We start from the raw sequence: 19044 nt of genomic DNA on the forward strand, positions 1-19044 counted from the left end.
GGCAGCGCATAGTTTTTCTGACGCGCCTCACGTAATATCGGTACAGAATGTTGCCAATGAAATTTATCAGGAGACGGTAATGTCATACAGTGGCGATCGTGAATTTACTGCACCGCACATGGCGCTGGTGCCAATGGTGGTCGAACAAACCTCGCGTGGCGAGCGTTCTTACGACATCTACTCCCGCCTACTCAAAGAGCGTGTGATCTTCCTGACCGGCCAGGTTGAGGATCATATGGCCAACCTGATCGTGGCGCAGATGCTGTTTTTGGAAGCTGAGAATCCTGAAAAAGACATTTATCTCTACATTAACTCCCCTGGCGGTGTGATCACTGCCGGGATGTCGATTTATGACACCATGAAATTCATCAAGCCGGACGTCAGCACCATCTGTATGGGTCAGGCTTGCTCGATGGGTGCGTTTCTGTTGACCGCAGGTACCAAGGGCAAACGCTTCTGTCTGCCTAATTCCCGCGTCATGATTCACCAGCCGCTGGGCGGCTATCAGGGCCAGGCGACGGATATTGAAATCCATGCGCGTGAAATTCTGAAAGTGAAACAGCGTATGAATGAGTTGATGGCTGAGCACACTGGCAAATCGCTGGAGCAGATCGAGCGCGACACTGAACGCGATCGTTTCCTCTCCGCCAGCGAAGCGGTAGAGTATGGCTTAGTCGATTCCATCCTGACGCATCGCCAATAAGACACATCTGCCTGGCCCTTACGCTATAGTTAACGGGGCAGGCAGGTGAGTTGAATGAATATCGGCCGTTGATGTGCGGCCAATGCCGTACACCAAATTGGGTCTGAGAACGAAAAGAGGTTAGCTGATGACAGATAAGCGCAAAGACGGTTCAGGTAAGTTGCTGTACTGCTCTTTCTGCGGCAAAAGCCAGCATGAAGTCCGTAAGCTGATTGCCGGGCCGTCAGTGTATATTTGCGACGAATGTGTTGATTTGTGTAATGACATCATTCGCGAAGAGATTAAAGAAGTCGCTCCGCACCGTGAACGCAGTGCGCTGCCAACGCCGCATGAGATCCGCCATCATCTTGACGATTATGTTATCGGCCAGGAAAAGGCGAAAAAAGTGCTGGCCGTGGCGGTGTACAACCACTACAAACGTCTGCGCAATGGCGACACCAGCAACGGTATCGAGCTGGGCAAAAGTAACATTCTGCTGATCGGTCCTACCGGTAGCGGTAAAACCTTGCTGGCTGAAACGCTGGCACGTTTGCTGGATGTTCCGTTCACCATGGCGGATGCCACCACACTGACCGAAGCCGGTTACGTGGGGGAAGATGTTGAAAACATCATCCAGAAATTGCTGCAAAAGTGCGATTACGATGTGCAGAAAGCACAGCGCGGTATTGTCTACATTGATGAGATTGACAAGATTTCTCGTAAGTCTGACAACCCATCGATCACCCGTGACGTATCAGGTGAAGGCGTACAGCAGGCACTGCTGAAGCTGATCGAGGGCACCGTGGCGGCGGTTCCGCCACAAGGTGGACGTAAACATCCGCAACAGGAATTCCTGCAGGTTGATACCTCTAAAATCCTGTTTATCTGCGGTGGCGCTTTTGCGGGTCTCGACAAAGTGATTTCCCAGCGTGTCGAAACCGGATCCGGCATCGGTTTTGGCGCAACGGTTAAAGGTAAGTCACAGAAAGCCAGCGAAGGCGAGTTGCTGTCGCAGGTTGAGCCAGAAGATCTGATCAAATTCGGTCTGATTCCTGAGTTTATTGGCCGTCTGCCTGTGGTGGCAACGCTGAGCGAACTGAGCGAAGAAGCCCTGATCCAGATCCTGCGTGAGCCGAAGAATGCGCTGACAAAACAGTACCAGGCACTTTTCAATCTGGAAGGTGTTGAGCTGGAGTTCCGCGACGAAGCATTGACCGCTATCGCCAAGAAAGCGATGTCACGTAAAACCGGTGCGCGTGGTCTGCGTTCAATCGTTGAAGGCGCACTGCTGGAAACCATGTACGACTTGCCATCAATGGAAGACGTCGAAAAAGTGGTGATTGATGAGTCAGTGATTGACGGTCAATCTGAGCCGATGCTGATTTACGGAAAGCATGAAGCCCAGGCTTCTGGCGAATAAATAAGCAATCGCACCATGTGGTTATCTTAAAAAGGGGAAAATGTTTTCCCCTTTTGTTTTTCTCTCACCCGTGACATTGAATGTCGACCAAGCATCCCCATATACTCAATATCCTGTGGGTTTAACTGCAAAACCTCTATTGCGCGGTTCCCATCACCTGGCGGACATTAAACTAAGAGAGAGCTCTATGAATCCTGAGCGTTCTGAACGCATTGAAATCCCCGTGTTGCCTTTGCGCGACGTGGTGGTTTATCCGCACATGGTAATTCCGTTGTTTGTTGGTCGGGAAAAATCGATTCGTTGCCTTGAAGCGGCGATGGATCATGACAAGAAGATCATGCTGGTTGCCCAGAAAGAGGCTTCAACGGATGAACCTGGTATTAACGATCTCTTCTCAGTAGGGACCGTCGCTTCTGTATTGCAGATGCTTAAGCTGCCTGATGGCACGGTTAAAGTACTGGTTGAGGGCCTGCAACGCGCACATATCACCACACTGGCTGATAATGGCGACCACTTTGTTGCTCAAGCCGAATACCTGATTTCGCCTGAAATCGAAGAGCGCGAGCAGGAAGTGCTGGTGCGCACGGCGATCAATCAGTTTGAAGGCTACATCAAGCTCAATAAAAAAATTCCCCCTGAGGTTCTGACCTCGCTTAACAGCATCGACGATGCGGCGCGTCTCGCCGACACCGTGGCAGCGCATATGCCGCTGAAGCTGGCGGATAAGCAGTCCGTGCTGGAGATGTCCGACGTGAATGAGCGTCTGGAATATCTGATGGCGATGATGGAATCAGAAATCGATCTGCTGCAGGTTGAGAAACGCATTCGCAACCGCGTGAAAAAGCAGATGGAAAAAAGCCAGCGCGAGTACTACCTGAATGAGCAAATGAAAGCCATTCAGAAAGAGCTGGGCGAAATGGATGATGCGCCGGATGAATACGAAGCGCTGAAACGTAAAATTGATGCGGCAAAAATGCCGACCGAAGCGCGCGAGAAAGCCGAAGCTGAATTGCAGAAGCTGAAAATGATGTCGCCGATGTCTGCAGAAGCCACGGTAGTGCGCGGGTACATCGACTGGATGGTTCAGGTGCCGTGGGTGGCGCGCAGCAAAGTGAAAAAAGATCTGCTGAAAGCGCAAGAAACGCTGGATACCGACCATTACGGTCTGGAACGCGTAAAAGATCGCATTCTTGAGTATCTTGCGGTTCAGAGTCGCGTCAGCAAAATCAAAGGGCCGATTCTGTGCCTCGTCGGACCGCCAGGTGTGGGTAAAACCTCTCTGGGTCAATCGATTGCGAAAGCAACCGGTCGTAAGTATGTGCGTATGGCGCTGGGTGGCGTGCGTGATGAAGCGGAAATCCGTGGACATCGTCGTACTTACATCGGTTCTATGCCGGGCAAACTGATCCAGAAAATGGCAAAGGTCGGGGTGAAGAACCCACTGTTCCTGTTGGATGAAATCGATAAGATGTCCTCTGACATGCGTGGTGACCCGGCTTCAGCGCTGCTGGAAGTGCTGGATCCCGAACAGAATATCGCGTTCAACGATCACTATCTGGAAGTGGATTACGATCTCTCTGATGTGATGTTTGTGGCGACCTCAAACTCCATGAACATCCCGGCTCCGCTACTGGACCGTATGGAAGTGATTCGTCTTTCTGGTTACACCGAAGATGAAAAACTGAATATCGCCAAACAGCATTTGCTGCCGAAGCAAATTGAGCGTAATGCGCTGAAAGAGAAAGAGATCAGCGTTGACGATAGCGCCATCATCGGCATTATCCGCTATTACACCCGTGAAGCGGGCGTGCGTAGCCTGGAACGTGAACTCTCCAAGCTGTGCCGTAAAGCGGTGAAAACACTGCTGATGGATAAATCCAAGAAAAGCATCAAAATCAACGGCGACAACCTCAAGGACTTCCTTGGCGTGCAGCGCTTTGATTATGGTCGCGCAGACAGTGAAAACCGCGTGGGTCAGGTGACTGGCCTGGCATGGACGGAAGTGGGCGGCGATCTGCTGACCATTGAAACCGCCTGTGTGCCAGGTAAAGGCAAGCTGACTTACACCGGCTCACTGGGTGAAGTGATGCAAGAGTCTATCCAGGCGGCGCTGACCGTGGTTCGCGCGCGTGCGGATAAACTCGGTATCAACGGTGATTTCCACGAGAAACGTGACATCCACGTGCACGTGCCAGAGGGTGCGACGCCGAAGGATGGCCCAAGTGCGGGTATCGCGATGTGTACGGCGCTGGTCTCCTGCCTGACAGGTAACCCCGTGCGCTCCGATGTGGCGATGACCGGTGAAATCACCTTGCGTGGTCAGGTGCTGCCGATTGGTGGCCTGAAAGAGAAGCTGTTGGCAGCGCATCGCGGCGGCATCAAAACTGTGCTGATCCCGGATGAAAACAAGCGCGATCTGGAAGAGATTCCACAGAACGTGATTGCGGATTTAACCATCCATCCGGTGAAGCGTATTGAAGAGGTGCTGAACCTGGCGCTGGAAAATGCGCCTTACGGCATGCAGGTTGCGACGGCAAAATAGTGATTAACGGCAAAAACCGTTAAAAAGCGAAGCTGGCAGGCCAAATGGTGCTTGCCAGCTTTTTTTTGTGCCGCTACTTTAGGTGGCTGCTGGATCAACGATTAAGATGAATACCGTTGTCTCAGCACCACAGGCTTGATATAACTGGCTGCGCGTTCGCACCGGGCGGGAAGCGCGGGTGCGATGTGAATAATAAAAGAGGGGATGAATAGAGTGAATAAGTCACAGTTGATCGACAAAATTGCTGCAGACGCTGACATTTCTAAAGCAGCAGCGGGACGTGTGTTAGATGCATTCATGGGCTCAGTTTCTGACGCGCTGAAAGGCGGTGATGAAGTAGCACTGGTTGGTTTCGGTACTTTCTCTGTACGTGAGCGTGCTGCTCGTACAGGCCGTAACCCACAAACGGGTAAAGAGATCACCATCCCGGCTGGTAAAGTTCCGGGCTTCCGTGCAGGTAAAGCACTGAAAGACTCAGTCAATTAATGACCGCTGACACATCCATTGAAGCATTTTCTTCTATGGATTGAGGACGAAAAAGCCGTTCTCATGTAACATACGGGCACATCATTTTTGATGTGCCTTTTTTATTCTTGATGCGCGACGATAGCCTGAGGCTGTTGTCTCCGCATGGTTGCCAACTGCCAGCCTGAACAGCAGTTGCACGATGATGACATCGTGTTAAAGCTTTACATTCACACTACAGCGGAGTGTTGTCATACCATGATGGACAATTTACGCGCGGCGTCGAATCATGTCGTGCTCAAGATTATTCTGGGATTGATCATCCTGTCTTTCGTACTGACCGGGGTGGGCAACTACCTGATCGGCGGTGGCAGCGACTATGCCGCCAAAGTTAACGGTCATGAGATTAGCCGTGCCGAACTGGAACAGGCTTATAACAGCGAGCGTAACCGTCAGCAGCAGCAGCTGGGCGATCAATTCTCGCAGCTGGCCAGCAATGAAGGTTATATGCAGCAGATGCGCCAGCAGGCGTTATCTCAGCTGATTGATCAGGCGCTGCTCGATCAATACATCAAAGATCTGAACATTGGCATTAGCGATGATCAAATCAAACAGGCGATCTTCAATCAGAAAGCCTTCCAGACCAACGGTAAGTTTGACAACGCCAAATACAACGCCCTGATCAACCAGATGGGCTTCAATGCCGATCAGTATGCGGAAGCGCTGCGCAAGCAGTTGGCGACCCAGCAGTTGATCAATGCCGTGGCCAATACCGATTTCATGCTGAAAGGCGAAACCAGCAAATTAGTTGATCTGGTGTCTCAGCAGCGTGACGTGCGTCAGGCAGTAATTGATGTTAACGCGTTGGCGGCGAAGCAGACGGTCAGCGATGACGAAATCAATCAATACTATCAGCAGCATCAGAACAGCTTTATGGCGCCTGAGCAGTTCCGCGTAAGCTACATCAAAATGGATGCAGCCAGCATGCAGGAACCGGTCAGCGATGCTGAGATCCAGAGCTGGTTTGATCAGCATAAAGCCGATTACTCCCAGCCGCAGCGTAACCGCTACAGCGTGATTCAGACCAAAACTGAAGCTGATGCTAACGCGGTATTGGATGCGCTGAAAAAGGGTGAAGACTTCGCGACCCTGGCGAAAAGCAAATCGATTGACCCGATCTCAGCGCGTAAAGGCGGTGATATGGGGTGGCTGGAACCGAGCACGACGCCAGATGAGCTGAAAAATGCCAATCTGACGCAGAAGGGACAACTGTCCGGCGTGATCAAATCCTCGGTCGGTTTCCTGGTGGTGCGTCTGGATGATATCCAGCCAGAACAAGTTAAACCGCTGGCGGAAATCCATGATGCTGTTGCTGATAAGGTGAAGCAGGAAAAAGCGGTTGATGCATTCTACAAGATGCAGCAAAAAGTCAGTGAAGCGGCCAGCAACGATAACGAATCCCTGGCGGGTGCAGCACAGGCTTCCGGTCTGAAAGTGGTGGAGACCGGCTGGATCACCAAAGACAACGTACCGGCTGAACTCGATTTTGATCAGGTTAAGCAGGCGATTTTCAATGGTGGCCTGGTAGGACAAAATGGTGCGCCGGGTAACAACTCTGACATCATCAGCGTTGATGGCGATCGCGCCTTCGTGTTGCGCATTAGCGAGCACAAACCTGAAGCGGTGAAACCGCTGGATCAGGTGAAAGCGCAGATTACCGACTCGCTGAAGCATGACAAAGCCACCCAGCAGGCAAAAGCACAGGCCGACAAACTGTTGGTTGATCTGAAAGCCGGTAAAGAAGATGCGCTGAAAGCGGCAGGTTTGACCCTGAGCGCCAGCAAAACCTTTGACCGTAATGCCCAGGATCCTGTTGCACAGTCAGCCTTTGATTTGCCACAACCCGCAGACAACAAACCGTCCTGGGGCGTGAGCGAAGATATGCAAGGCAACGTGGTGCTGGTTGCGCTGGATAAAGTCAGCCCAGGTAACATGCCGCAGCCGCAGATCGATCAGATGGTGCAGGGCGTGACGCAGAATAACGCACAGATTGCGTTCGAAGCGTTGCTGGAAAACCTGCGCAAAGACGCCAAGATTAAGTACGGCGCCGCTGCACAAAACCAGTAAGCCTCACAAAAAAAGTGAATCTACTGCAATAACATAAAGGCCGCTTCTGCGGCCTTTTCCATTTCTGATATTGCCCTTTTGAGCGTAAATGTTCGCTGTGACACTCTGCTGTGGCTGTCAAACACAAGGAGAAACACAGCATGGTGAAATCAACTTTTCGCGCTTTATGTGTCACGCTGGCACTCGGTGGCGCGCTCTATACCGGCGGATTAGCGGCGGCGGAAAGCCCCAGTGAGACGCAGGCGACCCAAGTCTCCACGCCGCAAGAAGGGCAGATCAGCATCAATCAAGCCACAGCTGAACAGCTTGCTGCTGGCATGAACGGCATCGGCCTGAAGAAGGCTCAGGCCATCGTTGATTACCGTGAGCAGTACGGTCCCTTTACCTCCATTGAGCAACTCAAAGAGATACCCGGTATTGGCAACGCGCTGGTCGAGCGTAATGTCAGTCGGTTGAAATTGTGAGGCGGCTCGCGACTCTGAAGGATTGATAAGACCCTGATTCAGGCTGTGCTATGCTCAACAGGTCATACCAGTTGTCATTCTCAGCCTGAACAGGAGCTATAATGCAAACCACAATTAAAGTGCGCGGCTATCATCTCGACGTATACCAGCATGTGAACAACGCGCGTTATCTGGAGTTTCTTGAAGAGGCGCGTTGGCAGTGGCTGGAAGATGTTGATGCTTTTCACTGGCTGATGGAGCAGAAACTGGCGTTTGTGGTGGTGAATATCAACATCAACTATCGTCGCCCAGCGGTGTTGGGCGATGTACTCAATATCGAAAGTGAAGTGTCACAACTGAACGGGAAAAGCGGCATCATTTCTCAGCGTGTGCTGCTAGCCAGCGATAACTCGGTGGTGGCTGACGCGGCGCTGACCTTTGTCTGTATCGATTTACGCACGCAGAAAGCGGTGCCGATGGAAGGCGAGTTGCGCGACCGGCTGGCGGCGCTGGTGGTGGTCAGTTAAAAACTTTCCGGCCGCCATAAATGGCACAATGTTCTTCAATTAATAGACTGACGATAACGCCGTCTGGAGCCTTGGCGCCCCAGCATCCGTAGGGTGCGCATTAATGCGCACCAGGATAATTCGGGCGCCGATCTCTTAACGCAATCCGCTCTTCTGCTTCATCGCCGCCATCACTGCGGAAGCATTCGCCTGATAATCGGCTAAACCACGGGCGCGTAAATGACAGGCGGCGCATTCGCCACAGCCATCGCCCTTCACCCCGTTGTAGCACGTCAGGGTTTCTGCGCGCACCAACGGCAGCTGCTGCCAGTAATCCGCTAACGCCCAGGTCTCCGCCTTGTTCAACCACATCAGCGGGGTTTCAAAGCGAATATCACGCGCCATACCGAGGCTCACCGCATTGTTCAGCGCTTTGACAAATTCATCACGGCAATCAGGATAGCCAGAAAAATCCGTTTCACACACGCCGGTGATGATGGCTTCCGCTTCGACCTGATAGGCATATATCGACGCCAGGGTCAGGAACAGAATATTGCGGCCCGGCACGAAGGTGCTCGGTAAACCGCTGGCGTTAGGATCGTAAGTGGGCACCGGGATGTTATCACGCGTCAGGCTGCTCACCGCCAGCTCGTTAAGCAAGGTCACATCCAACACCTTGTGCGCGCGGGCGCCCAGCTTATGCGCGAGTTCGGCCGCGACTTCAATCTCTTCGCGATGGCGTTGGCCATAATCGAAGGTGACACAGTGCACTTCATCGTACTGTTGCAGTGCCTGAATCAAACAGGTGGTGGAGTCTTGTCCGCCACTGAATACGACTACGGCTCGTTTCATCTTATATTCCCCAAAAATCAGTGCGCCTATGGTACTGGCTCAGGCGCAGGCTGAACAGTACTGGCTGTCGCGGGAGGTGGAATCCAGGCGCGGGTGAAATCAAACCAGCCCAGCGTATTGAGTTGAATACCCTCTACGCCTGGCGGTGCAAATACCTGATAGCGGTAGTTAAACAGCGGCAACAAATGCCCACCCCGCATTAACTGTTGGAAAAGCTGATGGGTCAGCGCTGCGCGTACTTCAGGGTTCGGCTCCTGGGCGATAGCGCTGAGTGGTGCCTGCAACACCGGTGCGCGTAGCGGGAGCCAGACCGGATCGTTCTCTAGCCAGTTTACCAGGGTAAACAGCGGCGCATCGCCGATCAAACGGTCCCCCATCACCACATCCGCTTCGCTGAGATCAATATCGTCATGCCAGCTTTTTACATCATGAAAAACGCAGGTCAGAGTGCATCCCTGTTGCGCCAGGAGCGGGACCAGCGCTTGCGCCATCACATGTAACTCAATGGGTAGATGGTAATGCAGCGTCAGTTTTTCCGGCAGTGCGACGTGGCTCGCCTCTTCCAATGGCACGGGCCAGCCAGGCAATAACTCGTGGCTGGGGGTGATCAACCCTTCATCCAGAGGAAGTTGTTGAATCACACCGCTGCTCTGGATTAAGGCAATCAACGCTTTGGCCTGGGCAGCACTTAAGTGAGCGGAGATGCGTGGTGCCAGATAGCAGAAGCCAAGGCTAATACTGCGATCAACAGGGCGCAGTGCATCCAGTTCGTCGGGATCGCCAATCGCAATCTGCACCGGATGACGGCAGCTGGTACCCAGGCCGTGCGCAAACAGCTGCGGGGTGATCCAGTATTCCACCACCTGAATCAGAGGGCGCTGCAGATGCCAGCGCGCGTGGCTCTCCAGCCGCACCAGATCGTCAGTGAAATGCGTCAGTTTCCAGGGGCCGCTCCCCACATCCACTGCGTCGGGATGTGGGAGCAGGCAGAATTGATGTGCTAACCGTTGTGGTAGCCAGTAGTCGCTCTGGTGCAACTGAATACGCAGTGCTAAAGGATGCGGTGCCTCGATACGCTCGATGGAGGCCAACAAGCGGCCACCCACCTCCGTTTGCCTGATCTGCTGCAATTGTGTGGCGAGTTGAGCTGCATGGATCGGTTCATCGTTATGCCAGCTGAGTTGTGGACGCAGCCAGAAATACCAATCGCGCCCGCTGTCGTCGTGCTGCCAGTGATGAGCGAGATCGCCTTCAACATCGTTACCTGCAAAACGGGTAAGCCCTGAAAAAATTTGCCGCAGTAGATGTTGCTCGGCCCGCCCAGTCAGGCTGAGTGGGCGCAGTGGCTCCATGGCACGATAGTAGGGAATACGCAGCACCGGCGCCTGATTTTGCCATTGTCCGCCCATCAGAGGACGCAGCATTTTGACCAGTCGTTCAGGGTGAAGATCCAGCACCTGCAGGGCCTGAACCGCTTCCCCCGCATCGAGTTGCTGGGCTAACAGTTGCTGACGCAGCTGTTCTGGCGAGACCAGAAATGACAGCTTCCCCTGTTTGCCGCGTCCCGCCTCGCCGTGCCAGCGTAACCAGCCCGCATCTTGCCACTGGCGCAGCAGGGTGCGCACATGGCGCTCGCTGCAAAAGCAGTGTTGTGCCATCGCAGTCACACTGAGCCGCTGTGGTTCGCCTTGGCTCAATTGCCACAGACGCTGGAATTGATTAACCCGATGAAGTTCGCGCATCAGTAAACCCGGAACAGTTTTCTAAAAGTATTCACTATTAGTTCCGTAATTGCCAGGCGATAGTGGAACCCTTATTCAGACTGGAGAATCCGCATGGCCCGCCTCGCAGCATTTGATATGGATGGCACGTTGTTGCTGCCAACGCACCGGTTAGGTAAAGAAACTATCGACACCCTGCATGCCCTGCATCAGCGTGAAGTCACCATTGCTTTTGCTACTGGCCGTCATCTGATGGATGTGCAGGTTGTGCGTGAACAAATCACTCTGCCTGCCTGGCTGATCAGCGGCAACGGTACACGTATTCACGATCTGGATGGGCAACAATTGTTTGGCTGCGATCTGCCGCCATCGTTGGCAGAAGAGGTGATTCACACCCACTGGCAAACGCCTGCCTCGATTCACATCTTTAACGATGAGGGCTGGTTTACCGATAAGCCGTTACCCTCTGTGAGAGCTGCGCACGTGATGAGTGGCTTCCATTATCAACTGCGTGATTTACGCCAGATGTCGGCGCATGAAGTCACCAAAATTTGCTTTATCGCACCGCATGAGGAACTGCTGGCGCTAAAAGTGGAATTGCAGGATGCGCTGGGCGAGCGCGCGAATATCTGTTTCTCGGCATGGGATTGCCTCGAAGTGCTGCCGCTGGATTGCCATAAAGGTGCCGCGCTGGCCCATTTGTGCCAGCATTTATCGCTGTCGATGGCGGATTGCATGGCGTTTGGTGATGCCATGAACGATCGTGAAATGCTGGAACGAGTAGGTAAAGGTTTCATTATGGGCAATGCCATGAATCAGCTCAAAACATCATTGCCTCATTTACCGATTATTGGACATTGCGAGACACAGGCGGTGTCTCACTACTTAAATCACTGGATGACCACACCACACCTCGATTATTCCCCCGAATGCTGAGGCTTACAGTGAACCGGACAGGATGTCCGGTTTTTTATTATCCCCGTCATACTTCGAATTGCAGATGCGTTGGCTTCACTCGTTTACCCGAATCACTTACTTCAGTAAGCTCATCGGGATGCTCTCGTTTGCCGCGTGATTCGGCCTCTGGCCTCACCCTTCGGGCCAGCGCAAGCGCTGTTCAAAAGTGTCATCTGACCCTTTTGTCCTGAAATCCGAATTATTTAGGGGATATTTCACGCAGCCACGGTTGAATGTCGCCCACGTTTTTTGTCACCCACTCTGGGTTGTAATAGGTATCCGGATAGCGCTCACCGCTGTCACACAGCAGCGTAACCAGTGAACCCTGTTGGCCCTTATCCCGCATACGTTGCGCGACCTGCAGCATGCCCCAGAAATTCGTGCCCGTGGAAGCCCCAGGGCGACGCCCCAGAATTTTCTCCAGTTGCAGCATTGCCGCCACCGTTGCACCATCGGGCACTTTTATCATCTCGTCGATCACATCGGGCAAAAATGACGGTTCAACACGCGGGCGGCCGATGCCCTCAATCAGGCTGCCGCGTTCGCTGCGCAGAGCGCTGTCACGACTGTGCCAGTAGTCAAAAAATACCGAGTGTTCAGGATCAACCACCAGCAGACGCGTGTCGTGGCCCTGATAACGGATGTAACGACCCAGCGTTGCGGAGGTGCCGCCAGTGCCCGCGCTCATGATCACCGTATGCGGAACGGGGTGGGGCTCATGCGCCATCTGGCGAAAGATACTTTCTGCAATGTTGTTATTGCCGCGCCAGTCGGTAGCGCGCTCTGCATAGGTGAACTGATCCATAAAGTGGCCGTTCAGCTCTCGCGCCAGACGTTCTGACTCGCTATATAACTGGCAAGGATCGGCAACGAAATGGCACTCACCGCCGTAAAAGCGGATTAGCTCAATTTTGCGCTTAGCGGTACTGGCGGGCATCACGGCGATAAACGGCAAGCCCAACAGGCGGGCGAAATAGGCTTCTGACACCGCAGTACTGCCGGATGAAGCCTCAATAATTGGAGTATTTTCCTTAATCCAGCCGTTAGCCAGACCATACAAAAACAGTGAGCGCGCCAGGCGATGTTTCAGGCTGCCACTCGGATGAGTACTTTCATCTTTCAGATAGAAGCGAATGCCGGGATACGCTTCCAGCGTAAAGCGGATCAGGTGGGTATCCGCAGAACGTTGAAAATCGGCATTAATTTCATTGATGGCGTGGCGAACCCAAGGCGTTTGCATATGACATTATCCAGAATAATTATTGTGCACAGTGTAAGGCACAGGCAGGAAAATTAGGTTGCTTTAATCGGGTTATAATGGCTCGATAAGAGAAAAATTTTCTCCCGGAGCGCCGAATGCTAGATAAAACTGACCGTACACTGCTGGCGATGTTGCAACAGGATTGTACGTTATCGCTGCAGTCGCTGGCGGATGCCGTGAATCTTACGACCACGCCGTGCTGGAAACGCCTGAAAAAGCTGGAAGATGATGGCATCATTCGTGCGCGCGTGGCATTGCTCGACGGTGAGAAGATTGGGCTGTCACTCACCGCCTTTATGTTTGTGAAGACGCAGCAGCACAGCAGCGAATGGTTTCATCAGTTTGTCGCCGTGGTTCAGCAAATGCCAGAGGTCATGGCGTTTTACCGTATGGCGGGAGAATACGATTACCTGTTGCGCATCCAGGTGGCTGACATGAAAAGCTATGATGCGTTTTATAAACGTCTGGTGAATGGCGTGCCTGGCCTGATTGATGTGACCTCAAGCTTCGCCATGGAAGAGATAAAATATACCACCGCCTTGCCGGTAGCGCCCTGATCGGGCAGAGAAAGAGAGTTTCTTGTGCGATTATTTAGCCAGTTAAGTTGGTATTTTCTACGTGAGTGGCGGCGATATCTGGGCGCCGTTAGCTTGCTGATTGTCATTGCACTGCTGCAACTCTTACCCCCGCATGTGGTTGGGGTGGTCGTTGACGGCGTGACGCAACATACCTTAAGCAGCGGCAAAATTTTCATGTGGATCGGTGTGATGCTGGTCACTGCGGTTATTGTCTATCTGCTGCGCTATGTCTGGCGCGTGCTGCTGTTCGGCGCTTCTTATCAGCTGGCAGTAGAGCTGCGTGAAGACTTCTATCGCCAGTTAAGTCGCCAGCATCCAGCCTTCTATTTGCGCCACCGGACCGGCGATCTGATTGCTCGTGCCACCAACGACGTTGACCGCGTGGTATTCGCGGCAGGCGAGGGCGTGTTGACGCTAGTGGATTCGCTGGTCATGGGGTTGGTGGTGCTGGCGGTGATGAGCACCCAGATCAGCTGGGAGCTGACACTGCTGGCGCTGATCCCAATGCCGATTATGGCGATAGCGATCCAGAAAGATGGATCGCGCCTGCATCAGCGTTTTAAAGTCGCGCAAGCAGCCTTCTCCAGCCTCAACGATCAAACTCAGGAAAGCCTCACCAGCATTCGCATGATCAAAGCTTTTGGTCTGGAAGATCATCAGTCGCAGCAGTTTGCTGATATTGCCAGCGACACCGGCAAGAAAAATCTGCATGTGGCGCGTGTTGATGCGCGCTTTGATCCGATCATTTATATCGCGGTGGGCTTCTCTAATCTGCTGGCCATCGCGGGCGGTGGATGGATGGTGTGGCACGGCAGCCTGACGCTGGGCCAGCTCACCAGTTTTGTGATGTATCTGGGGCTGATGATTTGGCCGATGCTGGCGCTGGCGTGGATGATCAACATTGTCGAGCGCGGAAGCGCCGCGTGGAGTCGTATCCGCGCACTGCTGGCGGAAGCCCCAGCGGTGGAAGACGGGCAAAAAGTCTTGCCCGCTGAACCGGGTGTGATGCAGGTCGCCATTCGTGAGTTTCGCTATCCCGCCAGTTCTGGCGCGGTGCTGAGCCACCTCAATTTCCAACTGAAGCCGGGACAAATGTTAGGGCTGTGTGGTCCAACCGGTTGCGGTAAAAGTACGCTGCTGAGCCTGATTCAGCGCCACTTTGATATCGACCAAGGCGATATTCGCTATCACAACCTGCCACTGAACCAGCTACGGCTCGACAGCTGGCGTAGCAAATTAGCGGTAGTGAGCCAGACACCGTTCCTGTTCTCCGATACGGTGGCGAACAATCTGGCACTGGGCCGACCCAATGCCACCCAGCAAGAGATCGAGTACGTGGCGCAGATGGCCTGTGTGCATGATGACATTCTGCGCCTGCCGCAAGGTTACGACACCGAAGTGGGTGAGCGCGGCGTGATGCTCTCCGGCGGCCAAAAGCAACGTATTGCGATTGCGCGCGCGCTGCTGCTGAATGCGGAGATCCTGATTCTGGATGATGCACTCTCTGCCGTTGATGGCCGCACCGAGCATGAAATCCTGCATAACCTGCGGCAGTGGGGCAAAGGCCGCACGCTGATTATCAGTGCGCACCGTTTGTCTGCACTGACTGAAGCCAGTGAGATTCTGGTGCTGCAGCAGGGCGCTGTCGCACAGCGTGGCGATCACGACAGCCTGGTCAGCAAAGAGGGCTGGTATCGCGATATGTACCGCTATCAGCAACTGGAAGCGGCACTGGATGAGGACGATGTGGCGGAGGGATCAAACCATGGCTAAATCACTTCGTTTGTGGCCAACGCTCAAACGCCTGTTGGCTTACGGCAAACCCTGGCGCAAATCCTTGTGGTTAGCGGTCGGCATGCTGTGGATTGCCGCTGCCGCCGAAGTCACCGGTCCGGTATTGGTGAGTTATTTCATTGATCATCTGGTGGCGAAACATCAGATGCCGTGGGCCATCACCATCGGTTTGTTGGTGTGCTTTGTGTTGCTGCAACTGCTGGCGGCGGGCTTACACTATTTTCAGGCGCTGCTGTTTAACCGTGCCGCGATTGGCGTGGTGCAACAACTGCGCGTCGATGTGATGAACGCCGCACTGCGTCAGCCCTTAAGCGCCTTTGATACCCAACCGGTAGGGCAAATCATTTCCCGCGTCACCAATGATACTGAGGTGATCAAAGATCTCTACGTCACGGTGGTGGCCACTGTGTTACGCAGCGCCGCGTTAATTGGTGCAATGCTGGTGGCGATGTTCTCACTCGACTGGCGCATGGCGTTGGTAGCGATCGTGATCTTCCCGCTGGTGTTAACGGTGATGCTGATCTACCAGCGCTACAGTACGCCGATCGCGCGCCGGGTGCGCAGCTATCTCGCCGACATCAATAACGGCTTCAACGAAGTGATCAACGGTATGAGTGTGATCCAGCAGTTCCGCCAGCAGGCGCGCTTCGGCGAGCGTATGGGGGAGGCGAGCCGGTCGCACTATCTGGCGCGGATGGAAACGCTGCGTCTGGATGGCTTCCTGCTGCGCCCGCTGCTGAGCCTGTTTTCAGCGATGATCCTGTGCGGGTTGCTGATGCTGTTCAGCTTTGCCACGCCGGGCGTGTTTGAAGTTGGTGTGCTTTACGCCTTTATTACTTATCTTGGCCGCCTGAATGAACCTTTGATTGAGTTGACGACGCAGCAGTCGATGCTGCAGCAGGCGGTGGTGTCCGGCGAGCGTATTTTTGAGCTGATGGATGCTGCACAACAAGGTTACGGGGCCGATAACCAGCCGCTGGCTTCGGGAAGTATCAAGCTGCACGATGTCAGCTTTGCCTACCGTGATGACCGCGATGTGCTAAGCCATATTAATCTGGACGTACCGGCGCGGGGCTTTATCGCCCTGGTCGGGCATACCGGTAGCGGTAAGAGTACCCTGGCGAATCTGTTAATGGGCTACTACCCGGTGACGCGCGGCAGTATTGAGCTGGATGGCCGCCCATTACCGCAACTCTCCCATGAGGCACTGCGACAAAGTATCGCCATGGTGCAACAGGATCCGGTGGTACTGGCTGATACGCTGTTGGCGAATGTACGTCTGGGACGCGATATTCCTGAAGAGCAGGTGTGGCAGGCGCTGGAAACCGTGCAGCTTGCCCCTTTAGCACGTGCAATGTCAGAGGGCATTCACACGCGCTTAGGGGAGCAGGGCAATAATTTGTCGGTGGGACAGAAACAGTTGCTGGCGCTGGCGCGCGTGCTGGTGTCGTTGCCGCAGATTTTGATTCTGGATGAAGCCACCGCCAACATTGATTCCGGTACCGAGCAGGCGATTCAGCATGCTTTGCGTGCACTGCGTCAGCACAGCACGCTGGTGGTGATTGCGCACCGTCTCTCCACCATTACCGAAGCGGATCAAATCCTGGTGCTGCATCGCGGCCAGGTTGCCGAGCGCGGTACGCATGCGCAATTGCTGGCACAACAAGGTCGTTATTGGCAGATGTATCAATTGCAACAAGCGGGTGATGAACTCGCGGCGAGCATCCCCGTACAAGCTGAAGGGTGATTTGCACCTTTTTTGCGCAGATTTATCAGATTGTTCTGTATTGATGCACTCCTTTGAGGCTGAAAGCACCAAAGGAGTGCAATATTGCAACACCTTTCTTTACCCCATCCTCCAGATTGAGCTACCCATCACATAACGAAGCGCTATCCAGCGCCTCTATGCCACTGACTTCCGCACTTTTTTCATTTATGGCACAGCGTTTGCTTATATCTCTGCGTGTCCGCGAGACTCACTCAATTTATTATCCGGAGGGGAACGTATGAAGCTGGTTACCGTGGTAATCAAACCATTTAAGCTGGAGGACGTGCGTGAAGCCTTATCCTCCATTGGCATTCAGGGATTGACTGTTACCGAAGTGAAGGGTTTTGGTCGCCAGAAAGGTCACGCAGAGCTTTATCGCGGTGCCGAGTACAGCGTGAACTTCCTGCCAAAAGTAAAAATTGATATCGCGATTGCGGACGATCAACTCGATGAAGTGGTGGATGTCATCAGCAAAGCCGCTTACACCGGCAAAATTGGCGACGGCAAAATCTTCGTCGCAGAACTGCAGCGCGTTATTCGTATTCGTACCGGCGAGACCGACGAAGCAGCACTGTAACTGGGGCTCTGAATTGTGATGGGATGGAAAGAAATGAATAAACTGATGACTAAGTTAGGCCTCACCAGCCTGGCACTGTTACCGTCTCTGGCCATGGCGGCAGCTCCTGCCGTTGCGGACAAAGCGGATAACGCCTTTATGATGATCTGTACCGCTCTGGTATTGTTCATGTCGATTCCGGGCATTGCCCTGTTCTACGGCGGTTTAATTCGCGGTAAGAACGTACTTTCAATGCTGACTCAGGTCGCAGTGACTTTCTCACTGGTGTGCGTACTCTGGGTAATCTACGGTTATTCGCTGGCCTTCAGCGAGGGCAACGCCTTCTTCGGTAACTTCCAGTGGGCGATGTTGAAAAATATCGAGCTGAAAGCGGTGATGGGTAGCTTCTATCAGTATATCCACGTTGCGTTCCAGGCTTCATTCGCCTGTATTACTGTGGGCCTGATTGTGGGCGCACTGGCGGAACGTATTCGCTTCTCTGCGGTACTGATTTTCGTGGTGGTGTGGCTGACGCTCTCTTATCTGCCAATCGCACACATGGTCTGGGCAGGCGGTCTGCTGGCTCAAGATGGTGCGCTGGACTTCGCAGGCGGTACCGTTGTACACATCAACGCCGCGGTAGCCGGTCTGGTGGGTGCTTACCTGGTGGGCAAACGTGCTGGCTTTGGTAAAGAAGCCTTCAAACCACACAACCTGCCAATGGTCTTCACCGGTACAGCGATTCTGTATGTTGGCTGGTTTGGTTTCAACGCCGGTTCAGCCTCTTCAGCGAACGAAATTGCTGCACTGGCCTTCCTGAATACCGTTGTAGCGACTGCAGGTGCGGTGCTGTCATGGGTGTTCGGTGAGTGGGCAATGCGTGGCAAGCCTTCTCTGCTGGGGGCGTGTTCTGGTTTCATCGCGGGTCTGGTTGCTATCACCCCAGCTTGTGGTTATGTCGGTGTTGGCGGCGCGCTGATTATCGGTCTGGCCGGTGGCCTGGCAGGTATCTGGGGCGTAACTACCCTGAAAAAATGGCTGCGTGTGGATGACCCATGTGATGTGTTCGGTGTACACGGCGTGTGCGGTATCCTGGGTTGTATCCTGACCGGTGTGTTCGCCTCTTCTTCACTGGGTGGTGTGGGCTACGCTGAAGGCGTGACCATGGGCCATCAGGTTTGGGTACAGCTGTTCAGCTGCGGCGTGACCATCGTCTGGTCTGGTGTGGTTGCCTTCATCGGCTTCAAACTGGCAGATATGATTGTTGGCCTGCGTGTTCCAGAAGATCAGGAACGTGAAGGTCTGGATGTGAACAGCCACGGCGAAAACGCTTACAACCAGTAAGTGCCGGGCTGCTGAAGAGCAGTGCGCT

16 protein-coding genes are annotated in these 19044 nt (G+C 53.6%); 13 read left to right on the plus strand and 3 right to left on the minus strand.

What is annotated here, in order from left to right:
* The first annotated feature begins 79 nt into the window (after window positions 1–79).
* From clpP to QMZ30_RS07660, 7 genes are all read left to right on the plus strand, one after another.
* Window positions 80–703, plus strand: coding sequence for an ATP-dependent Clp endopeptidase proteolytic subunit ClpP (gene clpP / locus QMZ30_RS07630; protein ID WP_013508134.1), 624 nt, complete (start codon window positions 80–82; stop codon window positions 701–703).
* Window positions 704–830: 127 nt separating this feature from the next.
* Window positions 831–2102 (plus strand): ATP-dependent protease ATP-binding subunit ClpX, encoded by a 1272-nt coding sequence (clpX, locus tag QMZ30_RS07635; RefSeq protein WP_039330061.1) that lies wholly within the window; start codon window positions 831–833, stop codon window positions 2100–2102.
* Window positions 2103–2289: 187 nt separating this feature from the next.
* Window positions 2290–4644: an endopeptidase La gene (gene lon, locus QMZ30_RS07640; RefSeq protein WP_039330062.1), complete on the plus strand. Its 2355-nt coding sequence runs from the start codon at window positions 2290–2292 to the stop codon at window positions 4642–4644.
* 213 nt (window positions 4645–4857) lie between these two features.
* On the plus strand, window positions 4858–5130 hold the full coding sequence (gene hupB / locus QMZ30_RS07645; protein ID WP_034828113.1) for a nucleoid-associated protein HU-beta: 273 nt from the start codon (window positions 4858–4860) through the stop codon (window positions 5128–5130).
* A gap of 237 nt (window positions 5131–5367) precedes the next feature.
* Window positions 5368–7236 (plus strand): peptidylprolyl isomerase, encoded by a 1869-nt coding sequence (gene ppiD, locus QMZ30_RS07650; protein ID WP_283226917.1) that lies wholly within the window; start codon window positions 5368–5370, stop codon window positions 7234–7236.
* A 140-nt stretch (window positions 7237–7376) separates the two neighbouring features.
* The gene (locus QMZ30_RS07655) at window positions 7377–7700 is read left to right on the plus strand and encodes a ComEA family DNA-binding protein (protein WP_058972250.1); all 324 of its coding nucleotides are present in this window, start codon (window positions 7377–7379) and stop codon (window positions 7698–7700) included.
* A 101-nt stretch (window positions 7701–7801) separates the two neighbouring features.
* Window positions 7802–8206: an acyl-CoA thioesterase gene (locus QMZ30_RS07660; protein ID WP_283226918.1), complete on the plus strand. Its 405-nt coding sequence runs from the start codon at window positions 7802–7804 to the stop codon at window positions 8204–8206.
* A gap of 135 nt (window positions 8207–8341) precedes the next feature.
* Here QMZ30_RS07660 and queC read toward each other — a convergent pair whose 3' ends face one another.
* Complete coding sequence (gene queC, locus QMZ30_RS07665) at window positions 8342–9037, minus strand: 7-cyano-7-deazaguanine synthase QueC (RefSeq protein ID WP_283226919.1); 696 nt, start codon at window positions 9035–9037, stop codon at window positions 8342–8344.
* A 26-nt stretch (window positions 9038–9063) separates the two neighbouring features.
* A complete protein-coding gene (locus tag QMZ30_RS07670; RefSeq protein WP_283226920.1) occupies window positions 9064–10779 on the minus strand; it encodes an SgrR family transcriptional regulator in 1716 nt (571 codons plus the stop codon).
* 93 nt (window positions 10780–10872) lie between these two features.
* Between QMZ30_RS07670 and cof the strand changes: the two genes are divergently transcribed.
* A complete protein-coding gene (gene cof / locus QMZ30_RS07675) occupies window positions 10873–11694 on the plus strand; it encodes an HMP-PP phosphatase (RefSeq protein WP_283226921.1) in 822 nt (273 codons plus the stop codon).
* A gap of 220 nt (window positions 11695–11914) precedes the next feature.
* On the opposite strand, the gene QMZ30_RS07680 is transcribed toward cof, so the two are convergent.
* The gene (locus QMZ30_RS07680; RefSeq protein WP_283226922.1) at window positions 11915–12955 is read right to left on the minus strand and encodes a PLP-dependent cysteine synthase family protein; all 1041 of its coding nucleotides are present in this window, start codon (window positions 12953–12955) and stop codon (window positions 11915–11917) included.
* Window positions 12956–13071: 116 nt separating this feature from the next.
* Between QMZ30_RS07680 and QMZ30_RS07685 the strand changes: the two genes are divergently transcribed.
* The 5 genes from QMZ30_RS07685 to amtB all read left to right on the plus strand — a co-directional run bounded on the left by QMZ30_RS07685 (window position 13072) and on the right by amtB (window position 19016).
* The gene (locus tag QMZ30_RS07685) at window positions 13072–13533 is read left to right on the plus strand and encodes an Lrp/AsnC family transcriptional regulator (protein ID WP_039330073.1); all 462 of its coding nucleotides are present in this window, start codon (window positions 13072–13074) and stop codon (window positions 13531–13533) included.
* 24 nt (window positions 13534–13557) lie between these two features.
* Entirely contained in the window at window positions 13558–15327 is a 1770-nt protein-coding gene (locus QMZ30_RS07690) for a SmdA family multidrug ABC transporter permease/ATP-binding protein (protein WP_283226923.1), read from the plus strand.
* On the plus strand, window positions 15320–17095 hold the full coding sequence (locus QMZ30_RS07695) for a SmdB family multidrug efflux ABC transporter permease/ATP-binding protein (protein WP_283226924.1): 1776 nt from the start codon (window positions 15320–15322) through the stop codon (window positions 17093–17095). Before QMZ30_RS07690 ends, QMZ30_RS07695 begins: the two co-directional genes overlap by 8 nt.
* 259 nt (window positions 17096–17354) lie before the next feature.
* Window positions 17355–17693 carry a P-II family nitrogen regulator gene (gene glnK / locus QMZ30_RS07700; protein WP_007886947.1) on the plus strand — a complete coding sequence of 113 codons (339 nt, stop codon included), beginning with the start codon at window positions 17355–17357 and terminating at the stop codon, window positions 17691–17693.
* Window positions 17694–17726: 33 nt separating this feature from the next.
* Window positions 17727–19016: an ammonium transporter AmtB gene (amtB, locus tag QMZ30_RS07705; protein ID WP_039330081.1), complete on the plus strand. Its 1290-nt coding sequence runs from the start codon at window positions 17727–17729 to the stop codon at window positions 19014–19016.
* Window positions 19017–19044 lie beyond the last annotated feature (28 nt).

It is taken from the genome of Pantoea sp. EA-12 (assembly GCF_030053355.1).
In the GTDB taxonomy this organism is placed as follows: domain Bacteria; phylum Pseudomonadota; class Gammaproteobacteria; order Enterobacterales; family Enterobacteriaceae; genus Pantoea; species Pantoea vagans_C.